This is a genomic window from Nonomuraea sp. NPDC049421, assembly GCF_040677005.1.
In the GTDB taxonomy this organism is placed as follows: Bacteria; Actinomycetota; Actinomycetes; order Streptosporangiales; family Streptosporangiaceae; genus Nonomuraea; species Nonomuraea salmonea.
Genome location: NZ_JBFAQA010000001.1, coordinates 556,772 through 573,974 on the forward strand (window position 1 = coordinate 556,772; position 17,203 = coordinate 573,974).

The window sequence follows — 17,203 nt, forward strand, 5'->3', positions numbered from 1 at the left end:
CGGGGCGGCCGCTCGCATGCCCACCACCCACCGCCGCACCCCGCCCCGTCCGCCGCGGCCACCCGACCGGTGCGGTCCAGGGGGGAGTAGGTTCAGCGCCCCAAATGACGCGACCGCCCGGCCCCCGTACGGGGGCCGGGCGGTCGCTGTTCGCGGGTCAGGCGCCCCTCTGGGAGGTGCGGCGCAGCCTGATCGTCTCCAGCAGGTCGAAGCCGTCGAGCAGGCGTTCGCCCAGCATCCGGATGCGCCGCAGCGTGGACGGCGGCATCAGGACGGCGCGCATCCGCCGCCCGCGTGACACGGTGGCCGCCAGCGCCAGGCGCACCTTGCGCAGGTCCTTGCCCATGGGCGCGATCCTGCCGGGCTCCCGGGCGAACAGCACCCGCTCCACGTTGCCCGCGATGGCCGTCATGGCGGCGGCGGACTCGGCGTCGAACTCGTACTGCTGGGTGAGCCGCCGGGCCAGCGCCCGCGGGGTCTCGCTGGGCAGGCGGGCCATGCCGTAGTCGTACAGGACGTCGTCCAGCTCCGCCCACACGGCCGCGACGGTGGTCTGGCCGCGGCCCACGGCCATCCTGGCGGTCAGCTCGTCGGAGGGCTGGGAGACCTTCCAGGTGAGGCGGCGTACCCGCCGGTTGCGCGAGACCAGCCGCAGACCCGCCGGGATCAGCAGGACGAGCAGCAGCGCGCCCGCCCCGATGCCGATCTTGCCGGCCAGCGGCATCGAGTCGTCGGGCGGCAGCGTGCCGGTCGCGACGGTGCCCTCGCGGTCCAGCTCGCGGATGTTGCGCCGGGCCTGCGGGTCCTGCGGGGCGTCGGCCTCGGAGCTGGTGGCGCCGGGCGACGGCTCGCTGGTGGTGGCGGCCGGCTCGGGCCGCGGCCGGGAGTACTCGGGCACCCGGGCGCTGCCCTGACCCGCGGCGCCGGACGGCGTCGGCTCGAACGGCAGCCAGCCCACGCCCTCGAAGTACAGCTCGGGCCAGGAGTGGGAGTCGTTCGTGCCGACCTCCCAGTGGTCGCCGACCTTGGTGCCGCCGGTGTAGCCGATCGCGACCCGCGACGGGATGCCGATCAGCCGGGCCAGCACCGCCATCGACGCGGCGAACTGCTCGCAGTAGCCCGCGCGCGAGCGCAGCAGGAAGTCGCTGAGCGCCGAGTTGCTGTGCCCCTGCGTCTCCAGGTTGTAGGTGAAGCCGCCGTCGGTGGTGAAGAACTTCTGCAGCATCACCGCGGCCTCGTACCTGGTGTTCGCCTCGGCGGTCTCCTTCTCGGCGAGCTCCAGGATGCCGGGCGGCAGGTTCTCGGGCAGGACGAGGAAGCGGTCGTCCACCTGGGGCGGCGTGTTGTCGCTAGCGTCCAGCAGGTCGGCGGTGGGCTGGGGCTCGCTGGTGTTGACGTCGTACTCGATGCCGGCGGCCTCCTCGCGGGTGGAGAAGACCATGAGCGTGTCCACGTCGGCCCGCCAGTCGCCGTCCACCTTGATCTGCCGCGGCGGGTACGGCAGCGGCAGGAACTGCAGCCGCGCGATCTCGTCGCTGATCCTGACGTTCGTGACCACGTTGTTGATCTTGGGGTCGCGGCCCAGCCCCGGCGGGGCGGGCAGCGGGCCGTTCTCGGTCCTGTTCTGCGGCGCGCCCTTCGGCTGGGTCATGCCGAACTGCTGCCCGTCGAACGTGTCGAGCGCGTAGATGCGCAGGTAGCGGGGCTGGTCGTCGTTGTTGGTGTAGGTCAGCACCACCCGCCGGTCCGGCAGCTGCAGCTGGCCCTTGAGGTTGGCGATGGGGTTGGGGATGCTGATCGAGTTGCCCGGACCCGAGCCGCGCCCGCCGACGCCGAAGGTGAAGAACGACACCGGCTCCATCGCGGGCAGCGCCGCCGGGAGCAGCACGGCCAGCACGATCGCCGCGAACCCGATGCGCTTGCCCGACAGCCGCAGCCCGCTGGTGTCGGCGGTGTCGCGCGGCGGCGTCCCCTGGGACGGGCTGACCACGCGGGTCCGGCGTACCAGCACCGCCCGGCCCCAGTGGCCGATCCGCTCGCGCCCGTCGGAGATGAGCAGCCCCACGAATCCGAGCGCGGCGATGATGAACGCCGGCCAGCTGATCGGGTCGGTCAGGATCGTCGCCGGCACCGTGGCCAGCGCCAGCAGCGGCAGCCCGGCCAGTGCCGCCCGGCGCAGCCGCGCGGCGAGGAAGTCCACGGCGATCGCGATGAGCGCCACGCCGCCCGACGTCAGCAGGGTGATGCCGTCGGTGTCCGGTACGGGCGCCGCGAACCGCTGGATGTCGGCCCACCCGACGCCGAGCAGCCTGACCAGCTCCGCCACCGAGTCCTTCGTCGGCACGATGAGCGCCCACGCCTCCTCCGAGGCGAAGGAGACGGTCAGGAAGACGCCCGTGGCCGCCAGCCCGACCAGCGGCGCCGCCCACGCGGGCAGCGACAGGCGGCTGCTCAGCAGGCCCGCCGCGACCACGGCGAGCACCGCGCCGAGCGAGGTCCAGAACCAGGCGCCGCCCGCGAAGAGGGGATAGAGGAGGAGGGCCGCGGTGAACGCGGCCACCCCCGAGGCGATCGTCAGTCTCATGCCGCGCCTCCCGTGGGATCGAGCACGTATCTGCCGCGTCCCGCGGCGTCCGGCCAGACGGTGGCGATGGAGGTGCCCGCGGGCAGGGTGACGATGCGCCAGCCGTACCCGGCGAGCACCGTCTCGACGGCCCGCTGGTTCTCGGCGGCGGTCTGGTCGCCGCCCTCCCACGAGCTGACGTCCAGCAGCACCGCCACCGCGGTGATGCCGCTGTGCCGCAGCCTGCCCAGCTCCCTGGCCTCCTCGGGCTCCATCGCGCCGAGCACGGCGACGATCAGCCCGTCGCCGCCGCCCTGGCGCAGCGCCGAGACGCCCATCTCCAGGGAGCGGGCCGGGCTGTGCTTGACCACGGCGAGGGTGTCCAGCAGGGAGTGGCTCAGGCCCTGGTCGGTCAGGTGCTCGGCGCCCTGGTCGGTGACCAGCCGCAGGCCGAGGCCCTCGCGGGCGAGGTGCACGCCGATCGAGGCCGCCGCGGAGACGGCCACCTCGAACGACGAGCGCGGGCCCTCGCCGCGGTGCGCGTGCCTGCGGGTGTCGAGCAGGAGCGCGCCGCGGCTCTGCCACTGCTGTTCCTCGCGGCGCACCATCAGCTCGCCGTGGCGGGCCGTCGAGCGCCAGTGCACCCGACGTAGGTCGTCGCCCTGCCGGTATTCGCGCGGTGCCACGTCGTCGTCGCCGGCCGCCGCCACACTCCGCGTACGGCTGTCGCCGCCGCCCGTCCACTCACCCGACAGCCGTACGTGCGGCAGTGCCACCACCTGCGGCGTCACCACGAGCGTGTCGCTGATCGTGAACGATCGGGCCAGCTCGACCAGCCCGAACGGGTCGGCGATGCGGATCGACAGCGGCCCGATCGTGTAGCGCCCGCGCAGGTCGGAGCGCACCCGGTAGTCGATCTCCCGCACGCCCCTGGCCTCGACCCTGTCCAGCACGAACCTGGGCCGCACGCCCAGCGCGTACGGCACCGTGTCCTCGATGAGCAGCAGGCCGGTGGGCAGGCGGGTGACGTTCTCGAGGCGCAGGGTCACGGTGGCCTCGCCGCCCACCTCGGCCCGCGCCGGGTCCAGCCGCCTGGCGCAGCTCAGCCGGTAGCGCGTCCGCGCCACCACCATCGCGGCCAGCAGCGGCAGCGCCGTGATCAGGACGCCGATCCTGAACAGGTCGTTCTCGCCCAGGAGCACGGCCATGACCAGCGCCGCGATCCCGGACGCCAGGAACGACCTGCCCCGGGAGGTCAGCGCCCGCAGCCCGGCCCTCACCGCGCCTCTTCCGGCGGGCGCGGGTCCTGGATGTCGGCCATCAGGCCCCCCGCGTCTCCGGCACCGGGACCCGCCTGACGAGGTCGGTCACGACCTGCTCGGGCAGGCGGCGCTGGCCCTGGGCCTCGATGCTGGGCAGCAGGCGGTGCGCCAGCACGGGGATGGCGAGGTCCTGCAGGTCGTCGGGGATGACGTAGTCGCGGCCCGCCAGCGCGGCGTGCGCCCTGGCGGCGCGTACGAGCTGCAGCGTGGACCTCGGGGAGGCGCCGAGGCGCAGGTCGGGGGAGTGGCGGGTGGCCACGACCAGGTCGATGGCGTACTTCTTGACCGGCTGGGAGACGTAGACGCCGCGTACGGCCTCGATGAGGGCGCGCACCTCGGCGGTGGTCGCGACCGGCTCCAGCTTGTCGAGCGGTGAGGTGCCGCCGTGCACGTCGAGCATCTCCAGCTCGGCGGTCGGCTCGGGGTAGCCCATCGCCACGCGCGCGGTGAAGCGGTCGCGCTGCGCCTCGGGCAGGGGATAGGTGCCCTCCATCTCGATGGGGTTCTGGGTGGCGATCACCATGAACGGCGCGTCGAGCCGGTACGTCCGCCCGTCCACCGTCACCTGCTGCTCCTCCATGCACTCCAGCAGCGCGGACTGCGTCTTGGGCGAGGCACGGTTGATCTCGTCGCCGACGACGATGTTGGCGAAGACGGGACCGGGCTTGAACTCGAACTCCCGCGTCTGCTGGTTGTACGCGCTGACCCCGGTGATGTCGCTGGGCAGCAGGTCGGGGGTGAACTGCACGCGGCGTACCGGACAGTCGATGGAGCGCGCGAGCGCCTTGGCGAGCATCGTCTTGCCGACTCCCGGCACGTCCTCGATGAGGAGGTGGCCTTCGGCGAGCAGGACGGTAAGGGTGAGGCGGACGGCGTCGCTCTTGCCCTCGATCACCGATTCGATGGCCTGCCGGATCCGGTGGGCGGTGGTGACCAGCTCGTCGAGCTGGGGAGGGACGTCATGGGTTACTGCCACCAGGCCTCCATGAGAAGTGCGACGGCTGTCCCGGTACGGTGCCTTTGCGGGAGCCATGCCATTCCTTTTCCATTGTCTGTACGACCCTACGACGCTGCGGGTTCTGTAGCGACATTTGTGGATATTCAGGGAACACCGGTGATGTTCCGGTTCTTGTGGCATGGTCGTGCGAATCCCGTGACACAGCGCACCACCATGTGCCCCGCGAAGCGCCCCACTTTCCTCCACCCCGAGCTTCGCCGCCCCCGCGAGGGGCCTATTTGAACGGCGTTTCAAAGCCCCGACACGCCCATGGCGGTTGCCGCCACCCCACCGCACCCCACCCCCGCCCATGCCTCTGACCTGGGGTAACGCAAGGGAAACCGATGATGAAGACGGTTCGAATCAGTTGACGGTGGGGAGAAGTGGAGTATGGTGGTGCGCAGTGGAGGGCCCGGTGCACCAGCGCTGAGCGCTTCACGAGGCACGGGAGGTGGGGCCGGTGTTCCTCGGCACCCATCAACCGCGTCTGGACGACAAGGGACGGCTGTTCCTGCCGGCTAAGTACCGTGAGGAGCTGGCGGAGGGTCTTGTGATCACCAAAGGCCAGGAGCGATGCCTCTACGTCTTTCCCGTGGAGGAGTTCCAGCGCATTACCGAGGCTCTCAGCACCGCCCCGGTCACCGCCAAGGCGGTACGTGACTACAGCCGCGTCTTCTTCGCCAGTGCGTCCGACGAGAAACCAGACAAACAAGGACGCATCACGATCCCGCAGGGCCTTCGCGCGTACGCGGGCCTGGAACGTGACTGCGTCGTCATCGGGGCCAACACCCGGCTGGAGATCTGGGACGCGCAGGCCTGGGACACCTATCTCAGCGCACAGGAGCAGGCGTTCGCCGAACTGTCGGAGGAGGTGCTGCCAGGGATCTTGTAGGAACCACGGTCGATCCGTCGGTGATGTCGTTCGGCGAGGTCTCCACCCGCAACCACTGTCCGCCAGCTGATGCACCTTCCCCGGTGTCAGATGGCGGGCGTCCACGAAGAGGGTGCGGATGGGGACCTGGCCGGGCGGCGCCGGGTGGGGACCCAGGAAGGACCGGCGATCGACCGATGAACGCGTCATCCGCGAGCAAGGACGCGAGAGGGGGGTTGGAGATGGACGACAGCGTCGCCAAGGGCGGTCACGTTCCGGTGATGCTCGAGCGCACACTGGAGCTGCTCGGCCCCGCGCTGTCCGGCCCCGCCCCCGTCGTCGTCGACGCCAACCTCGGCCTCGGCGGCCACTCCGAGGCGCTGCTCGCCGCACATCCCGCGCTGCACCTGATCGGCATCGACCGCGACCCCTTCGCGATCGAACACTCCACCCGCAGGCTGAGCCCCTACGCCGGCCGCATCACCCTGGTCCACGCCTCGTCCGCAGACCTGCCCGACGTGCTCGCGCGCGCCGGGCGCACCACGATCGACGCGGCGCTGTTCGACCTCGGGGTCTCCTCGCCGCAGCTCGACGAGGCCGGACGCGGGTTCGCCTACTCCTACGACGCGCCGCTCGACATGCGCATGGACACCTCGCAGGAGCTGACGGCGGAAGAAGTGGTCAACACCTACTCCGCCGCCGAGCTGACCCGCATCCTGCGCGACTACGGCGAGGAGAGATTCGCTCAGCGTGTCGCGGGCCTGATCATCAGAGAACGTGCCAAAGAGGCAATAACCTCGACGAAGCGGCTCGCGGAGATCGTTCGCGAGGCCATCCCCGCCGCGACCCGGCGCACCGGGGGAAACCCCGCCAAGAGGACTTTCCAGGCGCTGCGCATCGAGGTGAACGCGGAGCTGTCCGCCCTGGAGGCGGCGCTGCCCGCGGCACTCGACGCACTGGCGCTGGGTGGGCGAGTCGTCGTGCTCTCCTACCACTCACTCGAGGACCGGCTCACCAAGCAGGCCCTCACGGCGCGAACCAGGGACACCAGCCCTCCCAGGCTGCCCGTCCCGCTGCCGGCTCACCAGCCGAGGTTCCGCCTGCTGACGAGGGGAGCAGAGCTCCCGAGCGAAGAAGAGCTCGCCCGCAACCCGCGGGCGGCCTCGGCCCGGCTACGGGCGGCAGAGAGGATCCGTGTTGACGACTGAGCAGGAGACCGGCCGGGGGGCTCCCGTCCGCCGCGCGGTGCCCAAGACGGGCACCCGCAGGTCGGCCGTGTCGCAGCAGCCCAAGCCGCGGCCCCGTACCGACACGCGGCCCGAGGCCGGGGGCAAGCGCTCGGCCGCCGAGCGGGCACGCGCGGAGGCCGCCGCCGAACGCGCCCTCCTCGACGGGCGCGCCGGCGCGCCCGGCGCCGCCCGCGGCAAGGCGCCCACGCCCGAGCGCGGCAAGCCGGCCACCGCACGCGGGGCGGCTCCCGCGCGCGGCAAGAGCGCGAGCGCCGAGCGGGGCACGGCCGCTCCCGTGCGGGGCAAGGCGCCGGCTCCCGAGCGGGGCAAGACCGCGCCCGCACGCGGGAAGGCCGCGGCGCCCGAGCGGGGCACGACGGCCGCTCCTTCACGGGGCAGGACCGCGGCTCCCGGCAAGGCGCCCGTCACCGAGCGTCCCGAGGCGGCCAAGGGCCGGGCGCGCGTCAAGGCGCCGGCGGCACGTCCCGCGGGCGGCCGCGGGCCCGCACGGCGGCAGCGCACGCCCTTCGTGCTGCTCGTCGTCGGCCTGCTCTGTGGCGGCCTGGTGAGCCTGCTGCTGCTCAACACCATGCTCGCCCAGGACACGATCACCGACGCCAAGCTGCGCGAGGAGATCGCGGTGGCCAAGCGCGAGAACGAGAAGATCGACCAGGAATACCAGCTCAAGACCCAGCCGGGGAACATCGCCAAGCTGGCCGAGATGCAGGGCCAGCACACCGACTGGGACGAGGTCAACGCCTACAGCAGCGCCGGTGACCAGGCGAGCCAGGCGGACACGCAGCGGTGAGGGAAACAGGCGGCAGGGGGCAGGGTCCCGGCCGCGGCGCAGGCGGCGCCGGCTCTCAGGGAGGGCCAGGCGCCGCTCGTCGTACGCCGGGCGGGCCCGGGAGGACGGCACGTCAGGGCGGCGGCGCGTCGCGCGGTGACTCCGGGCGCGACCCCGGGCGCGGGGGCTCCTCAGGCGAGGGGCGTCCGCCGTCGCAGGAGAACCCGCCGCGCCGGCCGCGCGATCGCGACGACCCGCTCGACCTGCCGTTCGGCCGCGAGACCTTCGGCCCGGACGACGGCCGCAACCGCCGCCGCCCCGACCCGGCCGACGACCAGGCCCGCGACTCGGCCCGCGACGACGACCGTCCCGGCGCCCGCAGGCGTCCCCGCGACGATGACCGGCCGCGTGGGCGCGGTCCCCGTGACGATGCCGATCGGCTGCGTGGGCGCGTGCAGGGGCGTGACGACGATCGGGGGCGTGCGGGCGGTTCGTCCGGCGGGCCCGGGGGTCGTGCGGGCGGTTCGGCGGGCAGGCCGGGTCCCGGCGCCGGCGCCAGAGGGGCCGGGCAGGCCGGGGGTAAGACGCGGCGTACCGCCGACGAGGACTCCAGGGGGCGGGGACAGGACGCGTTGCGCCGTACCCCGTCGGGGAGCCCCAGGCCGGCGGCGGGTGCGCGGCCCGAGGCGGCGCGGGGGCGCGACGGCGCCACGGCCCGGCGCGGCCCGCATCCCGGTTCCCGCAGCGGCGCTTCAGGGGGCTCGTGGGGCGGCGCCGACGTGCCGCCGCCCAGGGGACCGCGGCGCCCGCCGCCGCGCCCGCCGCTCGTGCTGCGGCTGGGCAACCCGCGCAGGCGCATCAACATCGGCCTGATCGGCATGACGTTCGTGCTGTCCATCTTCGCGGGCCGGCTCATCCAGATGCAGGGCCTCGACTCCAAGGTGTACGAGGCCGCGGCGGCCGAGCAGCGCCTGCACACCGTGACGATCCCGGCCAAGCGCGGCGCGATCACCGACGTCAACGGCCACGACCTGGCCGTCACGGTCGAGGCCCGCGAGGTGTCGATCGACCCGACCAAGGTGCCCGAGGCCATCAGGGCGAAGGCCGCCGCGATCCTGGCCCAGCAGCTCGGCAAGAGCGAGCAGGACATCGCCGCCAAGCTCGCCAGGACGGGCACCCACTACCAGCTGCTGGCCAGAGACGTCGACCCGGTCGTCGCCACCCGGCTGATGCAGGCCCGCATCCCGGCGCTGTCGGCGAAGAAGACCTACCGCAGGCTCTACCCGGCGGGCGACCTCGCGGGCAGCCTCATCGGGTTCGTCGGCGACGACGGCACCGGGCTAGGCGGCGTCGAACGTACCCAGAACAAGCTGCTGGCCGGCCGCGACGGCGAGCAGCGCGTCGAGACCGGCCGCGACGGCCAGCAGATCCCGATGACCGCCAGCCAGCAGACCGCGCCCGTGGACGGCAGGAACGTCCGGCTCACCATCGACCGCGACATCCAGTGGGCCGCCCAGAAGTCCATCGCCGAGCAGGTGAAGAAGTCGGGCGCCGACAGCGGCACCGTCATCGTCATGGACGTGCGGACCGCCCAGATCGTCGCCATGGCCAACGCGCCCGAGCTCGACCTGAACAACTGGCGCAAGGCCCCCGCGGAGAGCTTCGTGAACAAGGCCGCCGCCGTCGTGTTCGAGCCGGGCAGCACCAACAAGGTGATCACGGCCGCCGCGGCGCTGGAGGCCAAGGCGGTCACGCCCGACACGGTCTACCAGGTGCCCGACCGCATCAAGTGCGCCGACCAGGTGCTGCGCGACGCCCACAGCCACAAGGTCGAGTCGATGACGTTCCGCCAGGCGATGGCGCAGTCCAGCAACGTGGCCACGGTCATGGCCGCGCGCAAGGTCGGCAGCGAGCGGCTGCACGCCATGCTCAAGGCGTTCGGGTTCGGCAGCAGGCCGGGCGGCGGCGTGCCGGGCGCAGAGGCCGGCCTGCTGCCCGACTACAAGAAGTGGTCGGGCAGCCAGAACTGCACGGTCGCCTACGGGCAGGGCGTCTCGGTGACCGCGCTGCAGATGGCCAGCGTCTACCAGACCATCGCCAACGGCGGCGTCAAGATGGAGCCGCAGATCGTGGCGGGCACGACCGACGCGTCCGGCAGGTTCGTCCCCGCTCCCGCTGGTAAGCAGACCAGGGTGGTGAGTGAGACGACGGCCAAGGAGATCGCGACCATGCTGGAGAGCGCCGTGGGCGAGGAGGGCACCGGCCAGCTCGCCGCCATCGACGGATATCGGGTGGCGGGCAAGACGGGCACCGCGAACCGCTACGATGCCGAACTCGGCCGTTACGACGGTTACACGGCCTCGTTCGCCGGGTTCGCGCCGGCCGACGACCCCCGCCTGGTGGTGCTGTCGGTGCTGCAGAACCCGAAGAACGGCCACTTCGGCGGGCAGCTCGCGGCCCCCGTCTTCAAGGATGTGATGACGTTCGCCATCAAGAGCAGGAAGATTCCTCCCACAGGCTCCGCCGCCCCGCCGGTGCGGAACCGCGCGGGACAGTGACCAGGGAAGGTACGCTCTCGCCGTGCGTCCCCCGTCGTCTATGCGTCCCACGACCAGCCCGCCCCGCCCGCTGAGCGGGCTCGCGACCATGCTCGATGCCGATTCGGGCACCTCGCGCTCACCGCACGCCGCGCTGACCGGCGTCACCATCGACTCCCGTGACGTCCGGCGCGGCGACCTCTACGTCGCCCTGCCGGGCAACCGGGTCCACGGCGCCGCGTTCAGCGCGGACGCGATGGCGAGCGGAGCCGTCGCCGTGCTCACCGACCGCGCCGGGCGCGACGCGGCGGTGGCCACCGGGCTGCCCGTGCTCATCGTGCCCGACCCGCGCGCCCTGCTCGGGCAGATCGCGTCCTGGATCTACGGCCAGCCGGCCCACGACATCCAGGTGCTCGGCGTGACCGGCACCAGCGGCAAGTCCACCACCACGTTCATGATCGAGGCGGGCCTGCGGGCCGCGGGTCACCGTACGGGCCTGGTGGGCGGCGTCGAGATCCACGCCGGCGAGCTGCGCTTCCAGCCCAGGCTGACCACGCCGGAGGCGACGGAGCTGCACGGCCTGTTCGCGCTCATGCGCGAGCTGGGCGTCACCGCGGCGGCCATGGAGGTCTCCAGCCACGCGCTCGCGCTCGGCCGGGTCGACGGCGTCTACTACGACGTCGCGCTGTTCACCAACCTGTCGCAGGACCACCTCGACTTCCACAAGGACTTCGAGGACTACTTCATGACCAAGGTCAAGCTGTTCCAGCCCGAGCTGAGCCGCGTCGGGGTGACCAACCTCGACGACCGCTACGGGCGCGAGCTGCTGGGCCTGGCGAAGGTGCCGATGACGACGTTCTCGGCGCTGGGCGATCCCGAGGCCGACTGGCGGGCGGTGGAGACCAGGCTCGGCGCCGACGGCAGCACGTTCCGCGTGGTCGGTCCCGGCGGGGTCGAGGCCGACGCGAGCGTGGCGCTGCCCGGGCCGTACAACGTGGCCAACGCGCTCGGCGCGGTGGTGACGCTCGTCGAGGCCGGCGTGCCGCTCCAGGCGGCCGTGGACGGCCTCGGCACGCTCGCCGGGGTGCCCGGCCGCATGCAGCGCGTCACGGCCGCGGACGACGAGTTCCAGGCGGTCGTGGACTATTCGCACAAGCCGGGCGCCGTCGAGTCGGTGCTGCGCTCGTTGCGGTCGGTCACGGAGGGGCGGCTGACGATCGTGCTCGGCTGCGGCGGCGACCGCGACAGCGGCAAACGCCCCATCATGGGGGAAATCGCTGCACAACTGGCTGATGTGGCCATCTTCACGAACGACAACCCGCGGTCCGAGGATCCGCTGGCCATCCTCGCGGCGATGATGGAAGGGGCGCTCCGCGTTCCGCAGCACGACCGCGCTCATGTGATCATTGAGCCCGACCGCGCGGCCGCCATCGGCCTGGCGATCGCCCGGGCCGGGCGCGGCGACGTGATCGTCGTAGCGGGCAAGGGTCACGAACAGGGCCAGTACGTTTCAGGCGAGGTGATCCCCTTCGACGACCGCGAAGTGGTCGCCGAAGCGATCGACGCACGCAAGGAAAGCAGGAAGCACTAATGATCCCGTTGCCTCTGGCCAGGATCGCCGAGTTGACCTCGGGCGCCCTGTCGGGCATGGCCGATCCCCGCGCGGTGGTGCGCGGGCCCGTCGTGATCGACTCGCGGGCCGTAGAACCGGGATCCCTCTTCGTCGCCATCAGGGGCGCGCGGGTCGACGGTCACGACTTCGCCGCCCAGGCCGTACGCGACGGCGCCGTCGCCGTGCTCGCCAGCCGCCCCGTCGACGCGCCCGCGGTGATCGTCCCCGACGTCGCCGCCGCGCTCGCCGAGCTGGCCGCCGCCCAGGCGCGCACGCTGCCCGAGGTCACCGTCATCGGCGTGACCGGGTCGGCCGGCAAGACCGGCACCAAAGACCTGCTGGCCCGCCTCACCGGGCGGATCGGCGCCACCATCGCGCCCGTCGGCAGCTTCAACAACGAGCTCGGCCACCCGCTGACCGTGCTGCGGGCCGGCCTCGACACCCGCTTCATGGTGCTCGAGCTGGCCGCCCGCAACATCGGCCACATCAAGGACCTCACCCGCATCGCCCCCCCGAAGATCGGCGTCGTGCTCAACGTCGGCACCGCCCACCTCGGCGTGTTCGGCGGCAAGGAGGCCATCGCCAAGGCCAAGGGCGAGCTGGTCGAGGCGCTGCCGCGCGACGGTGTCGCGGTGCTGAACGCCGACGACCCGCTCGTGCGCGGCATGGCGTCGCGCACCGAGGCGCGGGTCACGTACTTCGGGCAGAGCGAGTCCGCCTCGGTCAGGGCCGAGGGCGTCGTGGTCGACGCGCGCGGGCGGGCCTCGTTCACGCTGCGCACCCCCTCGGGGTCGGCGCACGTGACGCTCAAGCTGATCGGGGCGCACGCCGTCGAGAACGCGCTCGCCGCCGCCGCCGCTGCCTACGAGCTGGGGCTGCCGGTCGCCACGATCGCCGAGGAGCTGTCGGCGGCCACGCCGCGCAGCCGGTGGCGGATGGAGGTCACCGACCGGCCCGACGGGGTGACCGTGGTCAACGACGCCTACAACGCCAACCCCGACTCGATGCGGGCCGCCTTCCAGGCGTTCGACGTCATCGGGCGCGGGCGGCGGCGCTTCGCCGTCATCGCGGCGCTGCGCGAGCTGGGGGAGGAGAGCGAGGCGCTCAACACCGAGCTGGGCCGCATGGCCGGCGCCGCCGGTCTGGCCGGTCTCATCGTGGCCGGCCCCGAGGCCGAGCCCGTCCTCCAGGGCGCGCGCGCCGCCGCCATGGAAACGGCCGCCGCCATGGAATCCCAGAACCCCTTCCAGCCCCCCGTCACATCTGCCCCGGGTCCGCAGCCCGCGCATGCGCCCGCCCCTGGGCCGCAGGTGCCGGGGGCCGGGCCCGTGCCTCCTGCGCCCGGTCCCCACGGGCAGGGAGGGCCGGTGCCGGGGTGGCAGGGGCCGCCCGGAGGGCCGCCGCCCGGGCCGCCCGGCGGGTACGGCCAGCCGACGACGGTCGTGCACGTGGCCGACGCCGCGGCGGCGGCGCAGCAGCTCGCCGCATGGCTGCGGCCCGGTGACGCGGTGCTGATCAAGGGCCCCAGGGCGATGGGCCTCGAGCGGACGGCCGAGCTCGTGCTCGGAGGTGCCCCCCAGTGACCAACATCATCATCGCCGGCGCGGTTGGCCTCATCCTCTCGATGCTGGGCACCCCGCTGGCGATCCGGCTGTTCTCGCGGCGCGGCATCGGCCAGCAGGTCCGCGAGGAGGGCGTGCAGGCCCACCTCGGCAAGCGGGGCACCCCCACCATGGGCGGCATGGTGTTCGTGCTGGCCGCCCTGCTCGCCTACGGCGCCTCCCACCTGGCCACCCTGACCCCCATCACCGTGTCGGGCATGCTGGTGCTGTTCCTGATGACGGGACTCGGCGCGGTCGGCTTCCTCGACGACTTCATCAAGATCTACAAGCAGCGCAGCCTGGGCCTGCGCAGCGGCGCGAAGGCGCTCGGCCAGCTCGTCGTGGGCGCGGTCTTCGCCGTCCTCGTCGTACGCCAGCCCAACGTCTACGGCATCACCCCCGCCGAGACCCGGGTGTCGTTCCTGCGCGACATCGGCCCCTCGATCGGCATCGTCGGGTTCACCATCTGGGTGCTCATCATGATCGTCGGGTTCTCCAACGCGGTGAACCTCACCGACGGCCTCGACGGCCTGGCCAGCGGCGCGACCGGCACGGTGCTGGCGGCGTACGTGCTGATCGGCAACTGGCAGCTGCGCAACAACTGCATCGACCAGCTCGGCCCCAACTGCTACTGGGTGCGAGATCCGCTCGACCTCGCCGTGGTGGCCGCCGCCGTGCTGGGGGCGCTGATCGGGTTCCTGTGGTGGAACGCCCCGCCGGCCCGCATCTTCATGGGCGACACGGGCTCGCTGGCGCTGGGCGGCGTGCTGGCCGGCCTCGCCATCGCCACGCGTACGCAGCTGCTGCTCATCATCCTGGCCGGTCTGTGTGTGATCATCACCCTGTCGGTCATCATCCAGGTCGGGTTCTTCAAGATGACCAGGAAACGGGTGTTCAGGATGGCGCCGTTGCAGCACCATTTCGAGCTCAAGGGCTGGGCGGAGACCACGATCGTGGTCCGCTTCTGGCTGATCGCGATGCTGTGCGCGGCGCTCGGCCTCGGCCTGTTCTACGTCGAGTGGATGCCGCGGCCATGACGCTCACGTGTGTGGCCGGGCTCGGCGTGTCCGGCACCGCCGTGGCCGAGGTGCTGGCCGCGCGGGGCGAGCGGGTCGTGGTGGTCGAGGCGACCGAGGGCGAGCGGCAGCTCGCCGCCGCCGCGGCGCTGGCCGGGGCCGGCGTCGAGACCAGGTTCGGCGAGATGGCGCTGCCCGCCGGCGTGACCCGGCTGGTCACCACCGGCTGGCCGCCGCACCACCCGCTCATCGCCGCCGCGCTGGAGGCGGGGGTCGAGGTCGTGGGCGAGGTCGAGCTGGCCTGGCGGCTGCGTCCCGAACAGGCGGCGCCGTGGCTGGCGCTGACCGGCACCAACGGCAAGACCACCGCCGTGCGCATGCTCACCTCGATCCTGCTGGCCGCCGGCCGCAAGGCGCTGGCCGTGGGGAACGTGGGCGTGCCCGTGGTGCGCGCGGTGGGGGAGCCGTACGACGCGCTGGCCGTCGAGCTGTCCAGCTTCCAGCTCCACTGGTCCTCCACGCTGGCGCCGCACGCCGCGGCGGTGCTCAACGTGGCGCCCGACCACCTCGACTGGCACGGCTCCATGGAGGAGTACGCCGCCGCCAAGGGCCGCGTGTTCGAGCGGGCCGGCACGGTGATCTTCAACGCCGACGACCCCGAGGCGGCCCGGCTGGCGGCGCCCTATCCGGGCGCGGTCGGTTTCACCCTGCGGGTGCCCAAGCGGGGCGAGATCGGCGTGGTCGAGGACCTGCTGGTGGACCGCGCGTTCGTGGCCGACCCCGTGGAGGCGGCCGAGGAGCTGGCCACGCTCGACGACGTCACGCCGTTCGCGCCGCACAACGTGGCCAACGCGCTGGCCGCCGCCGCCCTGGCCCGCTCGCTCGGCGTGCCGTCCGAGGCCGTACGCCAGGGGCTGCGCGACTTCGTCCCCGACCCGCACCGGCTCGCCCACGTGGACAGGATCGGCGAGGTCGACTACGTCGACGACTCCAAGGCGACCAACCCGCACGCCGCGGCGGCGGCGCTGGCCTCCTACCCGTCGGTGGTGTGGGTGGCGGGCGGCCTGCTCAAGGGCGCCGACGTGGACGACCTGGTACGCCAGGCCGCCCCGAGGCTGCGCGCCGCGGTGCTGATCGGCGCCGACCGCGCCAGGATCGCCGAAGCCATCGCGCGACACGCACCGAATGTCCCCCTCGTGGACATCGCGGATCGGGACACTGGTGCGATGGACAAAGTCGTCACCGAAGCGGCCCGGCTGGCCTCGCCAGGCGACACCGTGCTGCTCTCCCCGGCGGGGGCTTCCTTCGACATGTTCGCGAACTATCCGGCGCGGGGGGAGGCCTTCGCGCGTGCCGTACGCGAGCTGAGGGCACGACGTGAGCACGAGCGCTGAGGAGCGGGTGCGGCCGCCGGCCCGCGCCCAGGAGAGCCCGCAGAAGTTCCTGCGCGAGCAGCTCGTCGCGCTCAAGGAGCTGCTCGACAAGCCGCTGACCACCTACTACCTGATCATCATGTGCAGCGCGCTGCTGCTCGCGCTGGGCCTGATGATGGTGCTGTCGGCCTCCAGCATCGAGGCGCTGAACAAGACCGGCAGCCCGTTCTCGTGGTTCATCAAGCAGTCGCTGTCGGCCGCGATCGGCGTGCCGCTGATGTACGTGTGCTCGCGGCTGCCGGTGAAGTTCTTCCGCTGGGCCGGCTACCCGCTGATGGCGCTGTCGATCATCGCGCTGGTCATGGTGCTGTTCATCGGCTCATCCGAGCTGGGCGCGCAGCGCTGGATCTACATCGGCCCGCTGACCGTGCAGCCGTCGGAGCCGGCCAAGCTCGGTCTCGCGCTGTGGGGCGCCGACCTGCTGGCCAGGCGGGCCAGACAGGGCAGGATCGAGTGGCGGCAGATGCTGATCCCGCTCATGCCGGGCACCGCGATTCTGGCCGTCATGGTCATGCTGGGCAGCGACCTCGGCACCACGCTCGTGCTGTTCATGATCTTCCTGGCGCTGCTGTGGGTCGTGGGGGCGCCGATCAAGCTGTTCGGCGGCATCATGGCGCTCGCGGTCCTGGCCGCTGTCATCATGATCAAGGTGGAGCCGTACCGGATGGCCCGCATCGGCGCCTTCCTCGACCCGTGGGCCGACGCGCAGGGCGCCGGCTACCAGGCCGTGCAGGGGCAGATCGCGATGGGCTCCGGCGGCTGGTTCGGCGTCGGCCTGGGCGAGAGCAGGCAGAAGTGGAGCTGGCTGCCCCACGGCGAGAGCGACTTCATCTTCGCCATCCTCGGCGAGGAGCTGGGGCTGATGGGGACGCTGATCGTGGTCGCGCTGTTCGGCCTGCTCGGCTACGCGGGGCTGCGCGTGGCCGTGCGCGTCAACGACCCCTTCACCAGGCTCGCCGCGGCCGCCATGGTGGCCTGGGTGGTGGGCCAGGCCACCGTCAACATGGGGGCCGTGCTGGGCGTGCTGCCGATCACCGGCATCCCCCTGCCGCTGGTCTCGTACGGCGGCTCGTCCCTGCTGCCCACCCTCTCCGCGCTCGGCATGCTGCTGTCGTTCGCGCGGCGCGAGCCCGGCGCGCGCGAGGCCTTGGCGGCACGTGGCCCCGGACCCGCCGCCCGGGCCCTAAGCTGGCTGGGCCTGCGGCGTACGACCAGAGGCCGAGCGACACGTTAGG

Annotated in this window: 12 protein-coding genes; 9 read left to right on the top strand and 3 right to left on the bottom strand. The window is 72.7% G+C overall.

Annotation, left to right across the window (positions count from 1 at the left end; genetic code table 11):
• Positions 1-157: 157 nt before the first annotated feature.
• From AB0K18_RS02590 to AB0K18_RS02600, 3 genes are read right to left on the bottom strand one after another with little or no spacing between them, the layout of a single operon-like run.
• Positions 158-2,584 carry a DUF3488 and transglutaminase-like domain-containing protein gene (locus AB0K18_RS02590; protein ID WP_364908743.1) on the bottom strand — a complete coding sequence of 809 codons (2,427 nt, stop codon included), beginning with the start codon at positions 2,582-2,584 and terminating at the stop codon, positions 158-160.
• On the bottom strand, positions 2,581-3,843 hold the full coding sequence (locus AB0K18_RS02595) for a DUF58 domain-containing protein (protein WP_364908745.1): 1,263 nt from the start codon (positions 3,841-3,843) through the stop codon (positions 2,581-2,583). Before AB0K18_RS02595 ends, AB0K18_RS02590 begins: the two co-directional genes overlap by 4 nt.
• A gap of 40 nt (positions 3,844-3,883) precedes the next feature.
• Complete coding sequence (locus tag AB0K18_RS02600; RefSeq protein ID WP_364908747.1) at positions 3,884-4,861, bottom strand: MoxR family ATPase; 978 nt, start codon at positions 4,859-4,861, stop codon at positions 3,884-3,886.
• A 481-nt stretch (positions 4,862-5,342) separates the two neighbouring features.
• On the opposite strand from AB0K18_RS02600, the gene mraZ reads away from it, so the two are divergent.
• From mraZ to ftsW, 9 genes are all read left to right on the top strand, one after another.
• Positions 5,343-5,774, top strand: a complete 432-nt coding sequence (mraZ, locus tag AB0K18_RS02605) for a division/cell wall cluster transcriptional repressor MraZ (RefSeq protein ID WP_345401317.1) — start codon at positions 5,343-5,345, stop codon at positions 5,772-5,774.
• Between the two features lie 221 nt (positions 5,775-5,995).
• Positions 5,996-6,961 (top strand): 16S rRNA (cytosine(1402)-N(4))-methyltransferase RsmH, encoded by a 966-nt coding sequence (gene rsmH / locus AB0K18_RS02610; RefSeq protein ID WP_364908750.1) that lies wholly within the window; start codon positions 5,996-5,998, stop codon positions 6,959-6,961.
• Positions 6,951-7,790 (top strand): hypothetical protein, encoded by an 840-nt coding sequence (locus AB0K18_RS02615; protein ID WP_364908753.1) that lies wholly within the window; start codon positions 6,951-6,953, stop codon positions 7,788-7,790. The genes rsmH and AB0K18_RS02615 overlap by 11 nt, the downstream gene beginning before the upstream one ends.
• Positions 7,787-10,327, top strand: coding sequence for a penicillin-binding protein 2 (locus AB0K18_RS02620; protein ID WP_364908756.1), 2,541 nt, complete (start codon positions 7,787-7,789; stop codon positions 10,325-10,327). Before AB0K18_RS02615 ends, AB0K18_RS02620 begins: the two co-directional genes overlap by 4 nt.
• Positions 10,328-10,367: 40 nt before the next feature.
• Entirely contained in the window at positions 10,368-11,897 is a 1,530-nt protein-coding gene (locus AB0K18_RS02625; RefSeq protein WP_364908758.1) for a UDP-N-acetylmuramoyl-L-alanyl-D-glutamate--2,6-diaminopimelate ligase, read from the top strand.
• Entirely contained in the window at positions 11,897-13,501 is a 1,605-nt protein-coding gene (gene murF, locus AB0K18_RS02630; RefSeq protein ID WP_364908761.1) for a UDP-N-acetylmuramoyl-tripeptide--D-alanyl-D-alanine ligase, read from the top strand. Before AB0K18_RS02625 ends, murF begins: the two co-directional genes overlap by 1 nt.
• On the top strand, positions 13,498-14,556 hold the full coding sequence (gene mraY, locus AB0K18_RS02635) for a phospho-N-acetylmuramoyl-pentapeptide-transferase (protein WP_364908764.1): 1,059 nt from the start codon (positions 13,498-13,500) through the stop codon (positions 14,554-14,556). Before murF ends, mraY begins: the two co-directional genes overlap by 4 nt.
• Positions 14,553-15,929 (top strand): UDP-N-acetylmuramoyl-L-alanine--D-glutamate ligase, encoded by a 1,377-nt coding sequence (gene murD / locus AB0K18_RS02640; protein ID WP_364908765.1) that lies wholly within the window; start codon positions 14,553-14,555, stop codon positions 15,927-15,929. Before mraY ends, murD begins: the two co-directional genes overlap by 4 nt.
• Positions 15,913-17,202 (top strand): putative lipid II flippase FtsW, encoded by a 1,290-nt coding sequence (gene ftsW / locus AB0K18_RS02645; protein ID WP_364908769.1) that lies wholly within the window; start codon positions 15,913-15,915, stop codon positions 17,200-17,202. The genes murD and ftsW overlap by 17 nt, the downstream gene beginning before the upstream one ends.
• The last annotated feature ends 1 nt before the right edge of the window (position 17,203 follow it).

What these genes read in the sequence shown, in the direction of transcription:
- murD (WP_364908765.1), top strand. Translation starts at nt 14,553, where the DNA reads ATGACGCTCACGTGTGTGGCCGGGCTCGGCGTGTCCGGCACCGCCGTG.
- AB0K18_RS02590 (WP_364908743.1), bottom strand. Translation starts at nt 2,584, where the DNA reads ATGAGACTGACGATCGCCTCGGGGGTGGCCGCGTTCACCGCGGCCCTC.
- murF (WP_364908761.1), top strand. Translation starts at nt 11,897, where the DNA reads ATGATCCCGTTGCCTCTGGCCAGGATCGCCGAGTTGACCTCGGGCGCC.
- rsmH (WP_364908750.1), top strand. Translation starts at nt 5,996, where the DNA reads ATGGACGACAGCGTCGCCAAGGGCGGTCACGTTCCGGTGATGCTCGAG.
- AB0K18_RS02625 (WP_364908758.1), top strand. Translation starts at nt 10,368, where the DNA reads ATGCGTCCCACGACCAGCCCGCCCCGCCCGCTGAGCGGGCTCGCGACC.